Annotated in this window: 16 protein-coding genes; 6 read left to right on the forward strand and 10 right to left on the reverse strand. The window is 44.8% G+C overall.

Features of this window, described 5'->3' with window-relative positions; genetic code table 11:
- Positions 1–220 precede the first annotated feature (220 nt).
- From uxaC to ACYX4N_RS02365, 3 genes are read left to right on the forward strand one after another with little or no spacing between them, the layout of a single operon-like run.
- Positions 221–1,636: a glucuronate isomerase gene (gene uxaC / locus ACYX4N_RS02355; protein WP_476055484.1), complete on the forward strand. Its 1,416-nt coding sequence runs from the start codon at positions 221–223 to the stop codon at positions 1,634–1,636.
- A 9-nt stretch (positions 1,637–1,645) separates the two neighbouring features.
- Positions 1,646–3,160, forward strand: coding sequence for a mannitol dehydrogenase family protein (locus tag ACYX4N_RS02360; protein ID WP_476055485.1), 1,515 nt, complete (start codon positions 1,646–1,648; stop codon positions 3,158–3,160).
- Positions 3,157–3,954 (forward strand): ThuA domain-containing protein, encoded by a 798-nt coding sequence (locus ACYX4N_RS02365; protein ID WP_476055486.1) that lies wholly within the window; start codon positions 3,157–3,159, stop codon positions 3,952–3,954. Before ACYX4N_RS02360 ends, ACYX4N_RS02365 begins: the two co-directional genes overlap by 4 nt.
- Before the next feature lie 105 nt (positions 3,955–4,059).
- On the opposite strand, the gene ACYX4N_RS02370 is transcribed toward ACYX4N_RS02365, so the two are convergent.
- Positions 4,060–5,049 (reverse strand): Gfo/Idh/MocA family protein, encoded by a 990-nt coding sequence (locus tag ACYX4N_RS02370; protein ID WP_474803692.1) that lies wholly within the window; start codon positions 5,047–5,049, stop codon positions 4,060–4,062.
- Between the two features lie 194 nt (positions 5,050–5,243).
- Between ACYX4N_RS02370 and ACYX4N_RS02375 the strand changes: the two genes are divergently transcribed.
- Complete coding sequence (locus tag ACYX4N_RS02375; RefSeq protein ID WP_476055487.1) at positions 5,244–6,773, forward strand: MFS transporter; 1,530 nt, start codon at positions 5,244–5,246, stop codon at positions 6,771–6,773.
- A 53-nt stretch (positions 6,774–6,826) separates the two neighbouring features.
- Here ACYX4N_RS02375 and ACYX4N_RS02380 read toward each other — a convergent pair whose 3' ends face one another.
- Entirely contained in the window at positions 6,827–7,891 is a 1,065-nt protein-coding gene (locus ACYX4N_RS02380) for an ion transporter (protein WP_476055488.1), read from the reverse strand.
- A gap of 163 nt (positions 7,892–8,054) precedes the next feature.
- Between ACYX4N_RS02380 and ACYX4N_RS02385 the strand changes: the two genes are divergently transcribed.
- Positions 8,055–8,816 carry a sugar-binding protein gene (locus tag ACYX4N_RS02385; protein ID WP_476055489.1) on the forward strand — a complete coding sequence of 254 codons (762 nt, stop codon included), beginning with the start codon at positions 8,055–8,057 and terminating at the stop codon, positions 8,814–8,816.
- A gap of 149 nt (positions 8,817–8,965) precedes the next feature.
- Here ACYX4N_RS02385 and ACYX4N_RS02390 read toward each other — a convergent pair whose 3' ends face one another.
- The 8 genes from ACYX4N_RS02390 to prmA form a co-directional block, all read right to left on the reverse strand.
- Positions 8,966–9,382 (reverse strand): hypothetical protein, encoded by a 417-nt coding sequence (locus ACYX4N_RS02390; protein WP_476055491.1) that lies wholly within the window; start codon positions 9,380–9,382, stop codon positions 8,966–8,968.
- Positions 9,382–10,578 carry a hypothetical protein gene (locus ACYX4N_RS02395; RefSeq protein ID WP_476055492.1) on the reverse strand — a complete coding sequence of 399 codons (1,197 nt, stop codon included), beginning with the start codon at positions 10,576–10,578 and terminating at the stop codon, positions 9,382–9,384. The genes ACYX4N_RS02390 and ACYX4N_RS02395 overlap by 1 nt, the downstream gene beginning before the upstream one ends.
- A 200-nt stretch (positions 10,579–10,778) precedes the next feature.
- Positions 10,779–12,068 (reverse strand): phosphoribosylamine--glycine ligase, encoded by a 1,290-nt coding sequence (gene purD, locus ACYX4N_RS02400; protein WP_476055494.1) that lies wholly within the window; start codon positions 12,066–12,068, stop codon positions 10,779–10,781.
- A 27-nt stretch (positions 12,069–12,095) separates the two neighbouring features.
- Complete coding sequence (locus ACYX4N_RS02405; RefSeq protein ID WP_476055495.1) at positions 12,096–12,911, reverse strand: class I SAM-dependent methyltransferase; 816 nt, start codon at positions 12,909–12,911, stop codon at positions 12,096–12,098.
- A gap of 358 nt (positions 12,912–13,269) precedes the next feature.
- Complete coding sequence (gene purH / locus ACYX4N_RS02410) at positions 13,270–14,868, reverse strand: bifunctional phosphoribosylaminoimidazolecarboxamide formyltransferase/IMP cyclohydrolase (protein ID WP_476055496.1); 1,599 nt, start codon at positions 14,866–14,868, stop codon at positions 13,270–13,272.
- 82 nt (positions 14,869–14,950) lie between these two features.
- On the reverse strand, positions 14,951–15,244 hold the full coding sequence (fis, locus tag ACYX4N_RS02415; RefSeq protein WP_012520109.1) for a DNA-binding transcriptional regulator Fis: 294 nt from the start codon (positions 15,242–15,244) through the stop codon (positions 14,951–14,953).
- A 30-nt stretch (positions 15,245–15,274) separates the two neighbouring features.
- The gene (gene dusB, locus ACYX4N_RS02420; protein WP_474803715.1) at positions 15,275–16,273 is read right to left on the reverse strand and encodes a tRNA dihydrouridine synthase DusB; all 999 of its coding nucleotides are present in this window, start codon (positions 16,271–16,273) and stop codon (positions 15,275–15,277) included.
- A 370-nt stretch (positions 16,274–16,643) separates the two neighbouring features.
- Positions 16,644–17,522 carry a 50S ribosomal protein L11 methyltransferase gene (prmA, locus tag ACYX4N_RS02425; RefSeq protein WP_476055497.1) on the reverse strand — a complete coding sequence of 293 codons (879 nt, stop codon included), beginning with the start codon at positions 17,520–17,522 and terminating at the stop codon, positions 16,644–16,646.
- A gap of 207 nt (positions 17,523–17,729) precedes the next feature.
- Between prmA and ACYX4N_RS02430 the strand changes: the two genes are divergently transcribed.
- On the forward strand, positions 17,730–18,491 hold the full coding sequence (locus ACYX4N_RS02430; RefSeq protein ID WP_476055498.1) for a substrate-binding periplasmic protein: 762 nt from the start codon (positions 17,730–17,732) through the stop codon (positions 18,489–18,491).
- The last annotated feature ends 13 nt before the right edge of the window (positions 18,492–18,504 follow it).

Genomic DNA, 18,504 nt, shown 5'->3' on the forward strand with positions numbered 1-18,504 from the left:
TTGAGTTGATGTTTATTTGTTAATAATGATAAATTTATATTAAATATTATCGCCCTTATTGTTTTATAAACATATTTGACACCGGTGTCAATTGAGTTTATAACTTCTATTTTGAAAAGGCCATCAGACAGGTAAGGTAGTCACTTACTATTATCCATGTCATTTCTTCAACAATGATGCGCTTTTTGACCATTAACGACAAGCAATGGAGAAAATATTGATGGCGTCTAAGTTGCACCTTCATCCAGATAGACTCTTTTCCTCTAATTCAGTGGAACGAGACATCGCAAGGACTCTTTATAATGAGGTGAAAGACTTACCTATCGTTAGTCCTCACGGTCACACTGACCCCGCTTGGTTTGCATCGAATGAGCCATTTGCCAATCCTACTGATTTACTCATCAAGCCAGATCATTACGTTTATAGAATGCTCTATAGTCAGGGCATTAGCTTAGACGAGCTAGGAATATGGCGAAAAGACGGAAGTTGCGCTGACGTTGATCCGCGTGAAATATGGCGAATATTTGCAAAACACTTTTATCTATTCAAGGGAACACCGTCTAGCTTCTGGCTAAACTATGTGTTTGTGCACACGTTTGGTATTGAAGTGAAATTAGAGGAATCAACGGCTGACCACTATTATGACATCATAGACAGTGCGCTAAAGCGCCCTGAGTTCCTTCCTAGAGCATTATTTGAGCAGTACAATATCGAAGTGATTGCGACGACGGAATGTGCAACCGATGAACTGACATACCATCAACAAATTCTGGACTCAGGTTGGAGAGGTAAAGTTATCAGTGCGTTTAGGCCTGATGCTGTCATTGACCCCGAACATGAAAAATTTGCAACAAAATTAGCGAAACTCGGTGCGTTAACCGATTTAGATTGTACAGATTACGACAATTATCTGGCAGCGTTGCGCCATCGACGTGCGTTCTTCAAAACGATGGGCGTTACCTCTACCGACCACGGCCATCCCACAGCAGCCACAGCAGACCTTTCTCACAGCGAGGCCAAGAAGTTATTTGCCAAAGTACAAAGTAGTCACTTTACTACCGATGATGCCGAGCTTTTTAGGGCTCACATGCTTACGGTGATGGCTGAAATGTCTATTGAAGACGGTTTGGTCATGCAAATTCATCCCGGTGCTTACAGGAATCACAACAAGTCTGTGTTTGAAGTATATGGCAGAGATAAAGGCGCGGATGTTCCTTCTCCCACTGAATATATTCAAGCCCTCAAACCTTTATTAGATAAGTTTGGCAACAATCCAAATTTAAACATTATTTTGTTTACCTTAGATGAAACTGTATACAGCAGAGAATTAGCGCCGCTCGCAGGACATTATCCTTGCCTGAAGCTGGGGCCCTCATGGTGGTTTCACGATAGCCCTGAAGGGATGATTCGTTTTAGAAGACAAACCACAGAAACCGCTGGGTTTTACAATACGGTAGGGTTTAATGACGATACCCGTGCGTTTTTATCTATTCCAGCTCGTCATGATCTTGCTCGTAGAATGGACTGTGTATATCTCGCGGAGTTGGTAGCGCGTCACTATATCGATATGGATGAGGCTCATGGGCTTGCCAAGGACTTGGCATATAACCTAGCTAAACGTGCTTACAACTTATAGGTAGTGGTTATGACAGTAAAGAGGTTGGATCGCGAAATAGTGAGTAAAAGCGACGAATTATATCGTCCACAGACGCCAAATATTGGGATTGTCCATTTGGGAATAGGTGCATTTCATCGAGCGCATCAAGCGGTGTATACCGATGCATATATGCGCAAGAGTGGCGATCATGACTGGTTTATCGCCGGCGTGTCGCTCAGAAGCGGGACCGTTGCTGAGCAACTTAATCCGCAAGATGGCTTCTATACGGTTAAGGTGAGTTCTGCGCAAGGGCAAGAGCAGCAACTAGTTCAATCGGTTGCAAAAGTGTTGGTTGCACCTGACGACCCGCAAGCGGTGCTTTCGTTAATGGCTTCGCCATCGTGTCACATCATCTCTTTAACGGTGACTGAAAAAGGTTACTGCCTCGACCCATCAACGGGTAATTTAAATGTGCAGCATCCTGATATTATTCACGATGTATCTAATTTAGATAAGCCGAAAACGGCAATCGGCTACTTGGTTAGTGCACTTAAAACAAGGTTTGAGGCGCAAGTCGACGCCCCTACCATTTTGTGCTGTGACAATTTACCGGAGAACGGCAGTACGACAGCAAGAATTGTGACGCAGTTAGCAACACGTGTGAGCGACGAATTTGTGGCTTGGATCAACGAGAATGTAGCGTTTCCCAACACCATGGTTGACAGAATTGTGCCAGCAACTACGCCTAGCGATATTGATGAGTTAGCGGGTGATGCTGGCTACAGAGACAGTGCAATGGTGAAAACCGAAGCATTTACGCAATGGATAATTGAGGACAAATTTGCTGGTAAGCGCCCTTGTTGGGAAGAGGTTGGGGCTACTATTGTAAGCAATGTAGATGTGTTTGAAAAAGCGAAGCTTCGTCTATTAAACGGTGCTCATTCATCGTTGGCGTATGCAGGGTTCTTATCAGGCTATGAATTCGTTAGCGAAGTAATGGAAGATAAAGCCTTTGAACGATACTTAAATATTTTGATGTGTGATGAAATTGCACCCACGTTGATACCACCTCCTGGGCTGGAACTTACAAGCTACACAGCAGATTTGTTAGAGCGATTCAAGAACCCAGCGCTGTTTCACAGAACTTATCAAATTGCGATGGATGGCTCCCAGAAGCTGCCCCAACGCCTTTTTCATACTATTGAAGGTAGACTACAAAATGGCGAGAGCGCTGAGTGTCTGTGTTTCGCTGTCGCTTCATGGCTTCGCTATACTATGGCTTTTGACGCCAAGGGCGATGCGATAGAGGTACAGGACCCGCTTGCTGATGTGCTTTACGACGTTCAAAAACGTGACTTTTACGAGATTGATAAATTAGTTAAAGGGTACTTAGGTCTATCACAAATCTTTCCCCAAACACTCTCGACGAATGAAGTTTTTGAAGAGCGAGTTAAATACTGGTTGAGTTACATTTTAGCCAATGGTGTTTCTACCGCGTTAGATAGCTTGCTTCTAGAAGTACAGGACTATTCCCCACAATTAAAGCAGCAGGCAGTACTATGATAAATGTTACCGTATGGAATGAATGTCGGCACGAAAAAGAAGACGCTGACGTACAAGAGTGCTATCCCGAAACCATTGGCGGTTGCATTGTTGAGAGGCTTAAACCGTTCGGTTTTAACTTAACATCAGCAACGTTAGACGACCCTGAGCAAGGGTGGCCAAAAGAGAGAATCGACAATACGGATGTCGCCATTTGGTGGGGCCACCGATACCATGATGAGCTTGATGACAAGCTTATCGATAAGCTTCAACAGCGTGTATTAGAAGGGATGGGGCTCATTGTTTTACACTCCGGACATCACGCTAAATTGTTTAAGCGCTTAATGGGAACAAGCTGTAACCTGAGCTGGCGAGAGGCCGAAGGAGGGGAACGTGAACGCGTATGGTGTCTGAAACCATCTCACCCAATTGCCTATAATTTGCCGCCCCAAATTGAGTTGCCTCAGTCGGAGATGTATGGCGAACCTTTTGATATTCCAGACCCTGATGAACTGGTATTTACATCTTGGTATCAAGGTGGGGAAATCCTAAGAAGTGGGTGCACGTTTACGCGGGGAAGGGGGAAAATATTTTTCTTTTCTCCGGGCCATGAAACCTTTCCAATATATAGAAACCCTCACATCATTCAGGTGCTGGCCAATGCCATACAATGGTCAAACCAAGCCCATACCTCTGGATGGAGCATGAAAAACTGGGGTAGACCGGTGCCGTTAGAAAAAGGCGCACCCAAACAGACGTATTTCAAAAAGCCGCGAAAACTGATGCTCGCGGAAAAAGCCGCACAGAATAAATGATACCAGTCTGCATGATTAATCACCCACTCCGCGAGAGTTAAAAAAGGGCGAAACGCCCTTTTTTAATGAATGCAATACGCTAATGTTGCGCGATCGTAAAGGAGCTCAACAAGCTACCGGCGCCCCATTTTTGCCGGCAGAGAGTTTGATAGCGTCCCACAATTTTGCCATGTGCAATCCTTGTTCAATATCTGAAGGGTTTTGCATATTGCCGTCCTTCGTTTGTAAGAAAACATTCATCAAATTGTTCGCTGATTCCTGCTCTTTGCGCTCAATGTTGCCGTCTCTGTCTTCAATCTCAATCCAGCGTCCCCACGCGCAGACTCTCACGACATAGTTAGTGAAAAAGCACTCTATTCGAGATGTACATCGAATGCTTTTGCCGCACGCGTGCATAGAAAAAAGCATCCCGTCCGCCAGTTCTCCTATTACCGTTGTGACAATATCCACAGGAAAGTTATGGTTGTTCATTTTTGCACTAACACTGGCAAAGGGCTGAGAGCAAAGCATTGATGTGGTGTTCATCATGTGTGCACCCGTATCAAACATAAAACCACCACCTGAGATTTCAGGCACTTGCTTCCAATGGCCAGTGTAAGTGTCTGCCCAATCTTCCCATATTGCAGCATTGATACTCATCAAATCGCCATAGCGCTTTGTGGCAATATCTTCTTTCAATTGGTGAACAAGGGGAGACAATCCACCTTGATAGGCAACCACAAGCTGCTTACCGCTGGCCTGTTGGGCCAATTGGAGTGCTTTCGCTTCATCAACGGTCGTTACCATGGGCTTTTCAAGTAGTACGTCTAAGTTCAACTCTAGGGCAGCTAACGCTTGATCTGCGTGAACAGCATGTGGAGTACAAATATAAACGGCATCTAGCGTACTACCTTGTTCACTTAAAAGGGTTTGCCAGTCTTGATAAGCGTGTACCTGCTTGTGATCGTGATCGCTAAGAATTGCTTTAACGTGCTGCAACGCTCCCTCGCTTGGATCGCAAACACAAACAATGTCGATATCAGTGCGCTGAGACCATGTGTTGATATATTGAGATGATTTTTTGCCGCAACCAATAACGCCAAGTTTTAACTTCATGGTATCCCCACATTTAACCAAATGTTATTTAAAAAGAGTGTGAAACAATCAAAGGAATTAACAATGACTGTGATTTATTCACCTAGTGTTTACTATATTTACATTAAATTCTATATTGACACCGGTGTCAAGGACGTAATAGTCTGTGTTAAATCAGTGTTAAAATATTAGCTGAAAAGGTTGGGAGTTCATCAATGAATGACGTAGAAAAAAGAAAGCAGCCAGGTTGGAAAAACATCATTGCTTGGGGTTCAGGAGACATTTTTGGAAGCGGCTCTGGCACTATAATTGGGTTGTGGATGCTTTACTTTTTCACCCAAGTTGCAGGTTTGTCGCCTGTTGAAGCAGGGTTGATTTTTGCTATTGGTAAGTTATGGGACGCCATTACTGACCCTATCGTTGCGTATATTACTGATAATATCCGAACTCGATTTGGACGCAGAAAAGTGTTTTTTCTTTTTGGCGCACCGTTGCTAATTGTGTTTGGTCTCATGTTCATCTCTGGATTTGGGTTTACTTATTACCTTGTCACTTATCTTTTATTCAACACCATGTTTACCGTGGTGATGACGCCTTATTGCACACTTCCAAACGAGATGACAGACGACTATGAAATTCGAACTAAGATGGGAAGTTGCCGCCTGACGTTTGGTCAAATAACGGCATTTGTTGTTACCCTAATCCCTGGGCTAATCATGTCCAATGTTGAAGATGAAGCCCAAGCCTTTATCTACATTGGTTTTTTGTTTGGATTTATTTTTACTTTGCCGTGGTACTTTATTTACAAATACACGTGGGAAATCGAACCTTCGAGGCTCCCTCCTCAGAAAGAGGTCTCTTCTATAAAAGAAACCCTTGTTGATTTATATAAGGAAATGGCAAGTACACTGCAAATAAAGACATTCCGAATTCATCTGATGATGTATATCGGTGGTTCAGTAGCATTAGACATTTTTGGCGCACTCTTTCTACACTATATTACATTTAACCTCAATCTATCTGCGGGTGAAGGTGGACAAATCTTAAGTGTGATGACCTTTATGCAGTTTTTTGGTGTGCTTACCTTTACGTGGTTCGCGCTAAAAATAGGGAATGCTAACGCCTATAAAATAGCATTAGGTCTTATGTTTGTTAGCCTTGCTTTTTTCGCTATTCTCCCCAATATTGCGCTCGATGTGAGCAAAGCGGTTTTCTTGGGCGCCGTTCTTATTGGCCTCGCGCGAGGCGGCATATATCTTATTCCTTGGGTGATCTTTAACTCTATTCCCGATGTGGATGAAATTCTGACGGGGCGACGTAGAGCGGGAATATTCTCTGGAGTCATGACCCTTGGGAGGAAAGTATGTCAGGCCTCTGCAATGTTGATTGCAAGCATTGGTTTGCAATGGGTCGGCTTTGAATCTGGCGCTAAAGTGCAGACAAGTGAGACTATTTCAGGCGTCTACTGGCTATTTTTGATAGGACCAACATGTCTAGCGATTATTGCGCTATTTGGCGCAACGCTCTTTCAGTTAACCAAGCAAAAGCACAAAATACTTATTGATGAAGTCAGTCGCTTGCGTAAAGGTGGGGCAAAGCAGGATGCGTTACCTCACGTTGTTAGCGTGGTTGAGGAGTTAACTGGTTGGGAGTATAAATATATGTGGGGCAATAAAAAAAAGAAAAAAGCATCCTTCTTCTTACACCGCGGCAATACAGACGAAACCGTCGTTGAGCGTCTGTAGAGCGTGAAATAGCCAAGTGACGTTAAGCACTTGGCTATTTCACAAAGGTTACGTTAGGCTTCAGACTCTCTTGAAATCGCACGGTGTGCAATGACAGTGCGATAGTATACATCTTTAAATTGAATGGTTTTTAGCAGCTCGTAGGCTTTTTGCTGCGCTTCAGTTACGTTATTACCTAACGCAGTTGCACAAAGTACGGGGCCGCCTGCGGTTTCATCTAAATCAAGTAAAGCTCGTACGTGGTCTAAATGATGGATGTCATGCTTACTCAATTTTCCATCGTCTAACACACTTTGCACTGTATCTTTGAACCGATCACGCTTTAACTGCATTTGGGTGGTATAGCTTGATGATAAAATGCCCGCTGGTAAGGCGTAAAAGCATATACCCATGATGGTTATAAGCCCACCGAACACCTTGCCTAATGCTGTAACGGGAACGGCATCGCCATAACCTACGGTAGTTAGCGTGACCAGTGCCCACCATAAAGATGCTGGAATACTGCTGAAAACGTTGGGTTGCGCAGCATGTTCGATATAGTAAATGCAGGTGGCGGCGATAACAGTGAAAAGCAGAAGTACGCTAATAGCTGCGATGAGGCTATGCGACTCGTTGCGCAATACGGTGATAAGGGTTTGCATTGAACGGGAATAGCGACCAATTTTCAAAATTCGAAGTACTCTGAAAACCCGTAATATACGTAAATCAAATGCCACGAAAACGCTTAAGTAAAAAGGTAGTATTGCCATTAAATCCACCAGCGCCATAGGACTTTTTATATAAGCCCAACGTTTTTGCCATGCCGTCGTTTTTTCTTGGGAAGTGCCGTTAGCTTTGAAAGTGCCGCTAGCTTTGGAAACACTGGGAGGCGCCGATGCACTGCTGTAAACGCGAAGTATGTATTCAACAGTGAAAATAAGTACCGAAACGACCTCAATGATATGCAGCTCTCGCTGCCAAAGGGCGGGAATACCCGGTACGGTTTCTAGCATCATGGCCGCTACATTTACGATAATCAGCGCAATAAGCAATATATCAAACAACTTGCTACGTTTTTTGTATTCGTGAGCTTCGCTAGCGGGAGCAAGAATGTGATAGCACGCGTTTCGAAATGACATAGCTAAATTTATGATTTAAGAATTAACCTTGTTATATCAATAACGGAGATGAATTGGTAATCCTTCTGACAAAGAGAGGCGTTACTGTGCAGCTTTTCAAACGCAGTAGGGCTCAAAACATGTTAGTTTAAACGTCAGGAAGGCAAACTAAGAGCGTATTCAATTGAAAAGTACTAAACCCCTAGTATCAGCATTCACCTCTACATTACTTGTCGCTATGCTTGCCCCGGCAGCACAAGCGAAGCCGGACAATGTTATGTTTACCGCGAATGCACCTGTTATAGATGGCGTAGCAAATGATGCTGCATGGAAAGAAGGTGATTGGCACGATATGACCTCGCTGATGTGGGGCACCAGGCCCGAGCCCAGTGACTTTTCTGGTAGATATAAACTACGATGGGATAAAAAGGCGCTGTACCTTTTAGCAGAAATAGAAGACGACCACCTCTCAGATACCTATGCCAACCCGCTTGAGCGATATTGGGATGATGATTGCCTAGAAATCTTTATTGATGCGGATGCCTCTGGTGGCGATCACTTTAATAACTACAACGCGTTCGCTTATCACTTAGCGCTAGACAACCAAGTTGTTGATATTGGTCCGAATGAAGCGGGTGAAGCCGTGCCGCAGCTGTATAACAATCACGTTGAAAACAAATGGCAGCGAGATATATCGGCGCCTCATAAGATTTATTGGGAAGCGGCTGTGCGTGTATTTGACGATAGTTATCAGCATGGAAAAGACAACTCACCATTAACCTTAAAAGAAGATATGGCGCTGGGCTTTATGTTGGCCTACTGTGACGCCGATGGCGGTGACAGAGAACACTTTTTAGGCTCTCATGACATTACTCCCGTAAATGGCGATAAAAACCTGGGGTTTAAGGATGCGTCTGTGTTTGGGAAAGTGACTTTAGCGAAGTAGTGAAGACCTAAATTAAGCCGTTTGAGCCTTAAAAAGGCGTTCGCGCGCCCCCTTCAGCCAGTGTATTGCTATAAGATAAACTTTATCCACTGGCTGTGGATGCTCACATATTCAATTATCGAATTACCGTTAGACAAAGCCTTAGCTGGTTACTTTTCTTTAAACAAAACAACAAGGCCTTGGGGCACTTCGGTGGTTGATAAAACATACGTCATTGAGTTTTTATTATTTAGTACATATGCCAACGCTTCTTCTTGAGAGCGAAACTCTTTTGGTGGAGTTTTTCTTCCACTAAAACGCATTTGTGCCCAATACCCTTGAATGCGGGACTCTGTAAGCGCAATAAACTTAGTGTTGAATATTGTCCTAGCGGTATTGGGTGGTCGCAATCCTACAGGCTCTATATCCCAGTCAGAAGAATTTCCCATAAAGATGTCTCGAATTTGCCATTTTTCAGTTGGAGTGTCTTGCGCTTCCAAGTTAGCAACAATGATGACTTCTTCGCACCTTGCGAATGAAGCAAACATGGCAAAAAAAATGGCAAGCAATAGCGTGTGAGTTTTCATTAGAACACCCACTCTAGTGCAAATTGGGTGAGTACCGCATTTCTATCGAAGCTCGGATCCTTAATTTCTGAATAAAATGAGTTCTGCCCCTCCTCACCGCTTAACCAAGTTACCTCAGCTTTGGCTGACATATTGTGTCTAAAGTCCCAGCGAAGCCCTACTGAAAGTGAATCAAGGTCATAGCGCGGAAGACTATCGACTATTGCGTCATAGGCAAAAGACAATGAAGTGAGTTGTGGTGATTGTCCCTTCGGAATTTGATTTGTTGGAACATCATTGCTGCTATTTGCAGAAGCAATAGTCGTAAATATTTGAAACTCATCAAAGTGATACCCAAGAGTCAGGTAGTATGCATTAACTTCGGGGACACTGATTAAATCTGATTCAATTTTAATAACTTCAGAGTAAACAAAATAATCAAGAGAGTCATATTGTAGGCTTGCTTGATACGCCACTGCGTCTGAATCAAATCGAAAAACGTTGGCGTTTTCTGTGTACCCGGCACGCTCTAAGAGTGTCGCAAAGTCTTGAAAGCCGGGGATGTCTGCAAAGAAGTCAGATGACACTATGGCTGAAGCCCGCGCGCGAAAGCCGCCTTTAGATATGCCTAATATAAGCCCCCGAATATCGTTTACTTCAATGGCTGTTTCTTCACCTGCACGGTCAAAAGTACCGTCATAAGTGCCGTAATAAGCTTCAACTTCTACATTCAATTTATCGAAGTGAATGCGATACGTTGCGCTTAAGCCCTCATAGTTTGAAAATAAAAAGCCGCCGTAAACTTGTTCGGGAGGCGTAATCCAAGGATAAGCGAAGCCCACGTCAAGTACGTCGCTGTAGCGAAAAAATGGAGTTCTTAATTTGCCTAACTTAAAGCTCCAATTAGAGTTCGCGTCATAAGTTAGATAAAGCCATTCAAGACCTGAATCTCTATCGTCATTTGAATGCCCGAGTAATTGCCCAGACAATTTAAGTTTTTCACTAATACTTAGGTCCGCTTGTAACGCGAATAAGGACTGTTCAGAAAAACTAAAATCATTTGAATAGCCTTGGAATTCAGCTTCGCTCGTGTCTAGTTGTCCCCCGACAACCCTAGCAAAGCCACTGATACCTATCGAGTCAGAGAGGGTATCGCTGCTCTTCGCCGCACTGGTAAAGCATGCTAGGCATATTGTCAGTATGTAAAGGGTTTTCATTCACCATGAATTCTTTTGTACTTTGATTTCGTTCAAGTATAGACGGTCAAAGTAAAAAGTTTCGTCTTTTTAACTCGTTAAGTGAGAGTTTTGTAAGCGTTAGTGAGAGTTTGGTAAGAGTTTAGTGTGAGAGAAAAAGGTACAATAAAAAAACGCGGCTTACGCCGCGTCTTTGATGGTTGTGTTATATGCGTCGCTTATCAAGCCTCAGCTTCACGGGCAATTGCACGGTGGGCAATGTCAGTACGGTAATACACATCTTTAAACTGAATGGTTTTTAGTAGCTCGTAGGCTTTTTGCTGGGCTTCGGTTACGTTATTACCTAACGCGGTTGCGCAAAGCACGCGGCCGCCTGCGGTAACAACATCACCGTCTTGAAGCGCGGTACCTGCGTGGAAAACCTTTCCTTCTAGCTTCGCAGCGTCTTCAAAACCAGTTATCACGTCGCCTTTATCATAGCTGCCTGGGTAGCCGCCAGCTGCAAGTACAACACCTACCGATGCGCGCTCGTCAAACTCAATGGTTTTGCCTGCAAGTTCGCCTTTACACGCTGCTTGGCAAAGTGGAACCAAATCAGATTTTAAGCGCAGCATAATAGGCTGGGTTTCTGGGTCGCCAAAGCGGCAGTTGTACTCAATGACCTTTGGTGTGCCATCGGCCATGATCATAAGGCCCGCATATAAAAAGCCAACGTAGTCGTTACCTTCAGCGGCCATGCCATCAACCGTTGGCATGATCACTTCCTGCATAATGCGGTCGTGAATGTCTTGCGTAACAACCGGAGCAGGAGAATAAGCACCCATACCACCTGTATTAGGCCCTTTATCGCCGTCAGCCGCACGTTTGTGGTCTTGGCTGGTGGCAAAAGGCAGTACGTTCTTACCGTCTACCATTACAATGAACGACGCTTCTTCGCCGTCTAGGAATTCTTCAATAACTACGCGGCTGCCCGCTTCACCAAAGGCATTGCCTGCTAGCATGTCGCGGATAGCATCTTCAGCTTCTTTAAGGGTCATCGCAACGATAACGCCTTTACCCGCCGCTAAGCCGTCAGCTTTTACTACAATCGGCGCGCCTTTCTCGCGAACATAGGCAATGGCTGGGTCAATTTCGGTGAAGTTTTGATACTCAGCCGTTGGAATATTGTGGCGAGCCAAAAAATCTTTGGTAAAGGCTTTTGAACCCTCAAGCTGCGCCGCAGCTTGAGTAGGACCAAATATCATTAAACCCGCGTTAGTGAACGCATCTACTACACCTGCAACTAGCGGCGCTTCTGGGCCTACAATAGTAAGCGCAACATCGTTACCTTGAGCAAAAGAAACTAAGCCAGCAATATCGTTAACATCAATAGCTACGTTCTCAAGCTTAGGCTCTGTAGCGGTACCCGCATTACCAGGTGCTACAAATACTGTTGAAACATCAGAAGACTGCGCTGCTTTAAACGCTAGCGCGTGTTCGCGGCCACCGCCGCCAATTACAAGTACGTTCATTAACTGTTCCGTTTTGAGTGTTTAATATTATGATTTTGGTTTGGTGAATTTTAGCGTCATGCGATTGCTCTCGCCAATCGCCATGTACTTTTCACGATCTTGGTCGTCTAGCGCCAAGCGAGGAGGTAGCGTCCACACACCTTTCGGGTGATCTGCGCTATCCATTGGGTTTGCGTTTACATCGCTACTTGCTTCAAGTACAAAACCTGCTTTTTCGGCGGCAGCAACAACGTAAGAACGCTTCATGTAGCCACTTTTCTTCATCGCTTCATCATCTGCACTTTCAGGTAGTTCATGTTCCACTACGCCCAGTACGCCGCCTGGTTTAAGTGCTTTGAAGAAAGCCCCAAACGCATTGTCGATACCTTCGTCACCGTGACGCATGTACCAGTTGTGTACGTTGCGAAAGGTTAGCACCATATCAGCGCTGCCAGCTTCGCTAATATCTAGCGCTTTTATAGGGTCGAATGCGGTAAGTTCTGCACCTTCGTACTTCATGCCTGGCTTCATTTTTTCTTTAAAGCCTTCTACCGACTTTTTGTAGTAGCCGCTGGTTTCATCGTCTACATAAAAGTGGGCTGCAACGTATTTTCCGTTTTCTTTTACAACAGAATAAAGAATGTCGGCATACCAGCCACCGCCTGGCGAGATTTCTACCACAGTCATGTCTGGCTGTAGACCAAAAAAGCGTAATGTTTGCTGAGGGTTGCGGTATTCGTCGCGCACTTTGGCTTTATCGGTGCGGATATCGCTCATAGCGGCGTCAGAAATTGAATCTGCGCTTGCATAGGTTGCTGTCACACCTAGTGTTGCGGCTAACACAAGTTGGGCTAACTTTTTCATTCTTATTTCCTTTTTCTGTCGAGGGTAGGTAATTGTCTATGCGGACTAGTAAAACATAACATTTATTAGTAACACTATTACTACAAATTACCACGGGTCAGATCAAGCCTATCAGCTAACCCCCATTTGCACTTACGCCTTAGCAGAATAATTCGCAACTTTGTCGCTTCGATGAGAAGTCACTACAACCAAGCAAATGACCTTGAGTTTGCGTATTAAAAAGGGTTAAGGAAAAATAACAAACACACAGTAAAGCCACTAAATGCCACTTTACTGCGTGTTTAACTTAGGTGTCGGTTTCCCTCACTAAGCCTGTACTATAAGTTTTTGCGTAACTATTTATTAGTGACAGAAGTTATTAGTGACGGAAGTGACGCATACCTGTGAACACCATAGCAATGCCGTGTTCGTCAGCGGCGTCAATTACTTCTTGGTCGCGCATAGAGCCGCCAGGCTGAATTACTGCCTTAATGCCAGCTTCAGCTGCAGCGTCAATGCCGTCGCGGAATGGGAAGAAAGCGTCAGACGCCATAACAGAGCCAGCCACTTCAAGGTTCTCGTCAGCTGCTTTAATACCTGCAATTTTTGCAGAGTAAACACGGCTCATTTGGCCTGCGCCCACGCCCACTGTCATGCCGTCTTTGCAGTAAACAATTGCGTTAGACTTCACGTATTTTGCTACCTTCCAGCAGAACATAAGGTCGCGTAGTTCTTCTTCGCTCGGCTTACGTTTAGTCACAACTTCTAGGTCTTCCATTTCAACCATACCGAAGTCGCGCTCTTGTACTAACAGGCCGCCATTTACGCGCTTAAAGTCATAGCCTTCGGTAAGTTGACCCATCCAATCGCCGCATTCAAGAAGGCGTACGTTTTTCTTCGCGCTCACAGCTTCTTTCGCTTCATCGCTGACGGTTGGCGCAATGATCACTTCGACAAACTGACGGTCGACAATGGCTTGGGCTGTTTTTGCATCAAGCTCACGGTTAAATGCAATAATGCCACCAAACGCAGAAGTCGGGTCGGTTTTAAACGCACGATCGTATGCGCTTAGAATATCGTCGCCAATAGCAACACCGCACGGGTTAGCGTGCTTAACGATTACACATGCTGGCTCTTCGAATTCTTTCACGCACTCCAGCGCAGCATCGGTATCAGCAATGTTGTTAAACGATAGCTCTTTACCTTGAAGCTGAGTAGCGGTAGCCACAGACGCTTCTTGAATATCGTTTTCTACATAGAAGGCCGCTTCTTGATGGCTATTTTCGCCATAGCGAAGGTCTTGCTTCTTAGTAAGCTGCATGTTGTAAGTACGCGGGAATTCGCTGCTATCTTCACAACAACCTGTTTCGCATGCAGCACTATCTAAACGGGCACCGAAATAGTTCGCAATCATGCCGTCGTATTCAGCTGTGTGTTCAAATGCTTTGATGGCTAAATCGAAGCGTGTGCTGTAAGACAAAGAGCCATTATTGTCGTTCATTTCTGCAAGTACGCGAGAGTAGTCTGACGCGTTAACCACAATAGTCACGTCTTTGTGGTTTTTGGCTGCTGCGCGAACCATGGTAGGGCCACCGATATCGATATTTTCAATGGCATCTTCTAGCGTGCAGTCTTCGTTTGCCACGGTTGCAGCGAACGGGTAAAGGTTAACCACCACAAGATCGATTGGCGCAATGCTGTGCTCTTCCATTACCGCTTCATCGGTACCGCGACGACCAAGGATACCGCCATGAATTTTAGGGTGAAGCGTTTTAACACGACCTGCCATGATTTCTGGGTGACCTGTGTGATCAGAGACTTCTTTCACAGGTAAGCCAGCATCAGCAAGTAGTTTCGCGGTACCGCCCGTCGACAGAAGTTCTACGCCAGCGTTATGCAGCGCTGTCGCGAAATCGAGGATACCGGTTTTATCAGAGACACTAAGGAGAGCACGTTTAATAGGTTTTGGTGTTTGCATAAATTTTAAGTTTCTAATGTTGTAGTGTTGAAACAAAAAGAGCACCGTTTGGTGCTCTTTGGTGGGCAAAGCCCTTGGAATCTTAGTTCATGCCGTATTGCTTAAGCTTCTTGCGAAGTGTGCCACGGTTGATGCCCATCATGATGGCAGCGCGGGTTTGATTGCCGCGTGTGTAAGTCATGACTTCTTCTAGCAGCGGCGCTTCAACTTCAGCCAGTACCATTTCGTACAGGTTATCGATGTTTGCGTTATCCAATTGCTTAAGGTACTTGTTAACCGCTTGCTTTACAGAGTCACGCAGTGGCTTTTGAGCTTGCGTTTGTGAAGGCGTAGTTACTGTAGTAGTAAAAGGTGAAGTCACGTTTTGATCGAACATAATACTGTGTTGCTCTTAAGTTAGTCATCACTATGCTGCGGGAGAGATCTGTCGGGTCTCTCGTGTCTGCAGCGCTTGAAAATATGCATTTAGTGCATCGAGTTGCTCATTCGCATCATCGATAGCGTTAAACGTTTTACGAAACTGACGATCCGTATCGTGCTCCGCGAGATACCAGCCCACGTGCTTACGGGCAATTCTTACACCGGCTATGTCGCCATAAAAGTCCTGCACATTAGCTACATGCTCGTGCAAGAGTTCATATAACTCTGACAGTGGCGGTGCTGGTAGGTTCTCGCCCGTTTCAAGATAATGTTGGATCTGTTTAAAAATCCAAGGCTTACCTTGCGCGCCGCGACCTATCATTACGCCATCTGCACCAGTGTAATTCAGCACCTCTTGTGCTTTCTCTGGAGAAGTAATGTCACCATTTGCAATAACCGGAATTGAAATTGCCGCCTTTATTTGACGTATGGTGTCGTACTCAGCTTCTCCCTTATACATACAAGCTCGCGTTCTGCCATGAACAGCAAGCGACTGTATGCCGTTTTGCTCTGCAATGCGGGCAATGTCTACCCCATTGCGATTTTCTGGGTTCCAGCCGGTGCGAATTTTCAGCGTCACGGGTACGTCAACAGCATTAACTACTGCTTTAATAATCGCTTCCACTGTGTCTGGGTATTGAAGCAAGGCAGAACCTGCTAGCTTCTTATTGACCTTCTTGGCAGGACAACCCATGTTGATGTCGATGATTTGCGCACCGTTATCTACATTAAATTGTGCTGCTTGAGCCATAAGCTCAGGGTCAGCCCCAGCTATCTGTACAGAGCGAATGCCTTCTTCACCCTCATGATTCATACGCGCTTGCGATTTTGCTGTGTTCCACACCTTCGGATTACTCGAAAGCATTTCTGAAACAACAAGCCCTGCACCTAAGCGCTTACAAAGTTGGCGAAACGGTCTGTCTGTTACGCCAGCCATGGGGGCCAACATCAAATTGTTTTCTAACTCGTAAGGTCCAATTCGCATTGTAAAATGTATAGCTCGCCATCTAAAACTGCACAGAAAATATACACCCGGCTAAAACGGGGCGCTAAGTGTACGTGTTTTCGCAAGGCTTGAAAAGGCTAAAAATCACACAAAATTTCACTTCGTGGTCTTGACAGTGAAAAAAATCTGTCACATTAGTAAGCTAACGCCGATTTTTAGACTAAATATTGTACGAAAGTCTTACAGCCCCCGATTTGAAAGGGCTGTAATGTGAAAAAAATTAACAAATTATTAGATGCTAACGATTATTGTTGTATGAATTTTCGTCGCAATATTGCGGTGGTTTACCGTAAAGGCTCTGATTCGACTCGACGTAAAACTAACCGTCTAGTCAATTTTATAATCGCGCTTAGTGTTTTTTGCCCGACACTCGCGCCCATTCTCCGTCAATGGCGCTGGGCTCAAGCTTGATATCGCTAGCATAGGCGTCTTCAATTCGAGTAACTTGTTCTGCCAGTATGCCGGAAAGCACTAATAAACCGTCTTTTTTGCAATAGTTAGTAATAACGTTTTGCAGTTCTAGTAATGGGCCTGACAGTATATTTGCCATAACTACATCGGCTTCTAGCTCGGGTTGGTCTTCCGGTAGATACACATCTAGTCGGTCTTCAACGCCATTGCGGCGTGCGTTTTCTTTTGTGGCTTGCAGGGCTTGCGGGTCAATATCAATACCAATAACGCGCTTGGCACCTAGCTTCAATGCTGCCAGCGCTAAAATGCCTGAGCCACAGCCAAAATCGACCACAGTTTTATCTGTCATATCTATGCCGTCTAACCAGCGTAGGCAAAGTGCAGTAGTAGGGTGCGTACCTGTGCCAAAAGCAAGGCCTGGGTCCAACATCACGTTAACGGCGTCAGGGTCTGGAACATCACGCCAGCTTGGGCAAATCCACAAGCGCTCACCAAACTGCATAGGGTGGAAGTTATCCATCCACTCCCGTTCCCAATCTTTGTCTTCAAGCGGTTCAAGCTTGTATTTAAAGTCTGGGCCTAAGATCTTGGCTTTACCCAAGCGCTGAAGGATACCTTTCATATCGGCATCTGCTTCGAACAAGCCGACTACTTGTGTGTCTGGCCACAATAACACTTCACCCGGCTTGGGTTCGTACATTGGGGTGTCTTTCGCGTCGACATAGGTAACCGCCTGTGAGCCATTTGCAGTTAGCATGTCACCTATTGATTCCGCATATTCAGAAGAAGTATTAATTCGAAGTTGTAGCCAAGCCATATTTATCGTTCGTTGGGACCTTTGCGGGTTATTGTACCTTTGCTTGGCGTTAAACAAAATGAAAGCAAGCGAAAAGCGGTAACAATAGGCACCATTTTCTGTTTCAGTAAGATTTTAGTGCCTTAGCCTTTTGTCCACTAGTATGAATCAATAATGCGCTTATAGTAGTTATCAATGCGGTTCGATTGTAAAGTTAACCGGAGTTTTATGCGTATTCTTATCCCTTTTTTGTGTGCTGTTGCCATTGCTTTGCCTACTAAAGCCCGTGAATTAGACGTGGTGGTTGGCTGGAATAAGCCTCCCTATGTTATTTCACAAGAACACAGCGGTTTTGAAATTGACCTGGTAAGAGCCATATTAGCGGAGATGGGACATACGCTTTCGCCCATCTACGTTCCATTTGGGCGGACTGCGCGGCTTTTAAAAGATAGCACTGTGGATATAGGCCTTACACAAAGCGCAGCGCACAATGTGGACGATTCTGTTCTTTCCGACCCCTACATTATTTATCAAAATGTTGTTGTGACAAAAACGCAAAATAACTTTGTCATCAATGATGTTAATGGACTTAAAGGTAAGCGTGTCATTGGGTTTCAAACTGCACAATCGGTATTAGGTGAAGAGTTCAAGCAAGCATTAGCGCTAGAGCCAATGTATATGGAAATGGCAAGGCAAGACCGGCAGGTCGATATGCTCATGCTCGATCATGTGGACGCGATTGTTTTAGATAGAAACATTTTCAACTACTTCAAGTCTCAAAACAGCGCCTATGTTGAAGAGGAGACAGAATTCCATGAATTATTTCCTATCTCAATATATCGCGCGGCTATACCCAATCCAAAGCTGAGAGCAGAGTTTAATTCAGCCCTTCATCGCTTTATTGCAGGTGGTCGGTATCAATTACTGCTCAATGAATATCAGCTTGATAATCTGCTTCACAAGCTGCCAAAGGCGCCCACCAAACTGTAATTGCGTATTTTAT

This window comes from Alteromonas sp. ABH4_452 (genome assembly GCF_056311825.1).

Coding starts and splice junctions, on each gene's coding strand:
- ACYX4N_RS02375 (WP_476055487.1), top strand. CDS start 5,244: ATGAATGACGTAGAAAAAAGAAAGCAGCCAGGTTGGAAAAACATCATT.
- ACYX4N_RS02390 (WP_476055491.1), bottom strand. CDS start 9,382: ATGAAAACTCACACGCTATTGCTTGCCATTTTTTTTGCCATGTTTGCT.
- ACYX4N_RS02405 (WP_476055495.1), bottom strand. CDS start 12,911: ATGAAAAAGTTAGCCCAACTTGTGTTAGCCGCAACACTAGGTGTGACA.
- purH (WP_476055496.1), bottom strand. CDS start 14,868: ATGCAAACACCAAAACCTATTAAACGTGCTCTCCTTAGTGTCTCTGAT.
- dusB (WP_474803715.1), bottom strand. CDS start 16,273: ATGCGAATTGGACCTTACGAGTTAGAAAACAATTTGATGTTGGCCCCC.
- ACYX4N_RS02370 (WP_474803692.1), bottom strand. CDS start 5,049: ATGAAGTTAAAACTTGGCGTTATTGGTTGCGGCAAAAAATCATCTCAA.
- ACYX4N_RS02360 (WP_476055485.1), top strand. CDS start 1,646: ATGACAGTAAAGAGGTTGGATCGCGAAATAGTGAGTAAAAGCGACGAA.
- ACYX4N_RS02395 (WP_476055492.1), bottom strand. CDS start 10,578: ATGAAAACCCTTTACATACTGACAATATGCCTAGCATGCTTTACCAGT.
- ACYX4N_RS02365 (WP_476055486.1), top strand. CDS start 3,157: ATGATAAATGTTACCGTATGGAATGAATGTCGGCACGAAAAAGAAGAC.
- ACYX4N_RS02380 (WP_476055488.1), bottom strand. CDS start 7,891: ATGTCATTTCGAAACGCGTGCTATCACATTCTTGCTCCCGCTAGCGAA.
- prmA (WP_476055497.1), bottom strand. CDS start 17,522: ATGGCTTGGCTACAACTTCGAATTAATACTTCTTCTGAATATGCGGAA.
- fis (WP_012520109.1), bottom strand. CDS start 15,244: ATGTTCGATCAAAACGTGACTTCACCTTTTACTACTACAGTAACTACG.
- purD (WP_476055494.1), bottom strand. CDS start 12,068: ATGAACGTACTTGTAATTGGCGGCGGTGGCCGCGAACACGCGCTAGCG.
- uxaC (WP_476055484.1), top strand. CDS start 221: ATGGCGTCTAAGTTGCACCTTCATCCAGATAGACTCTTTTCCTCTAAT.
- ACYX4N_RS02430 (WP_476055498.1), top strand. CDS start 17,730: ATGCGTATTCTTATCCCTTTTTTGTGTGCTGTTGCCATTGCTTTGCCT.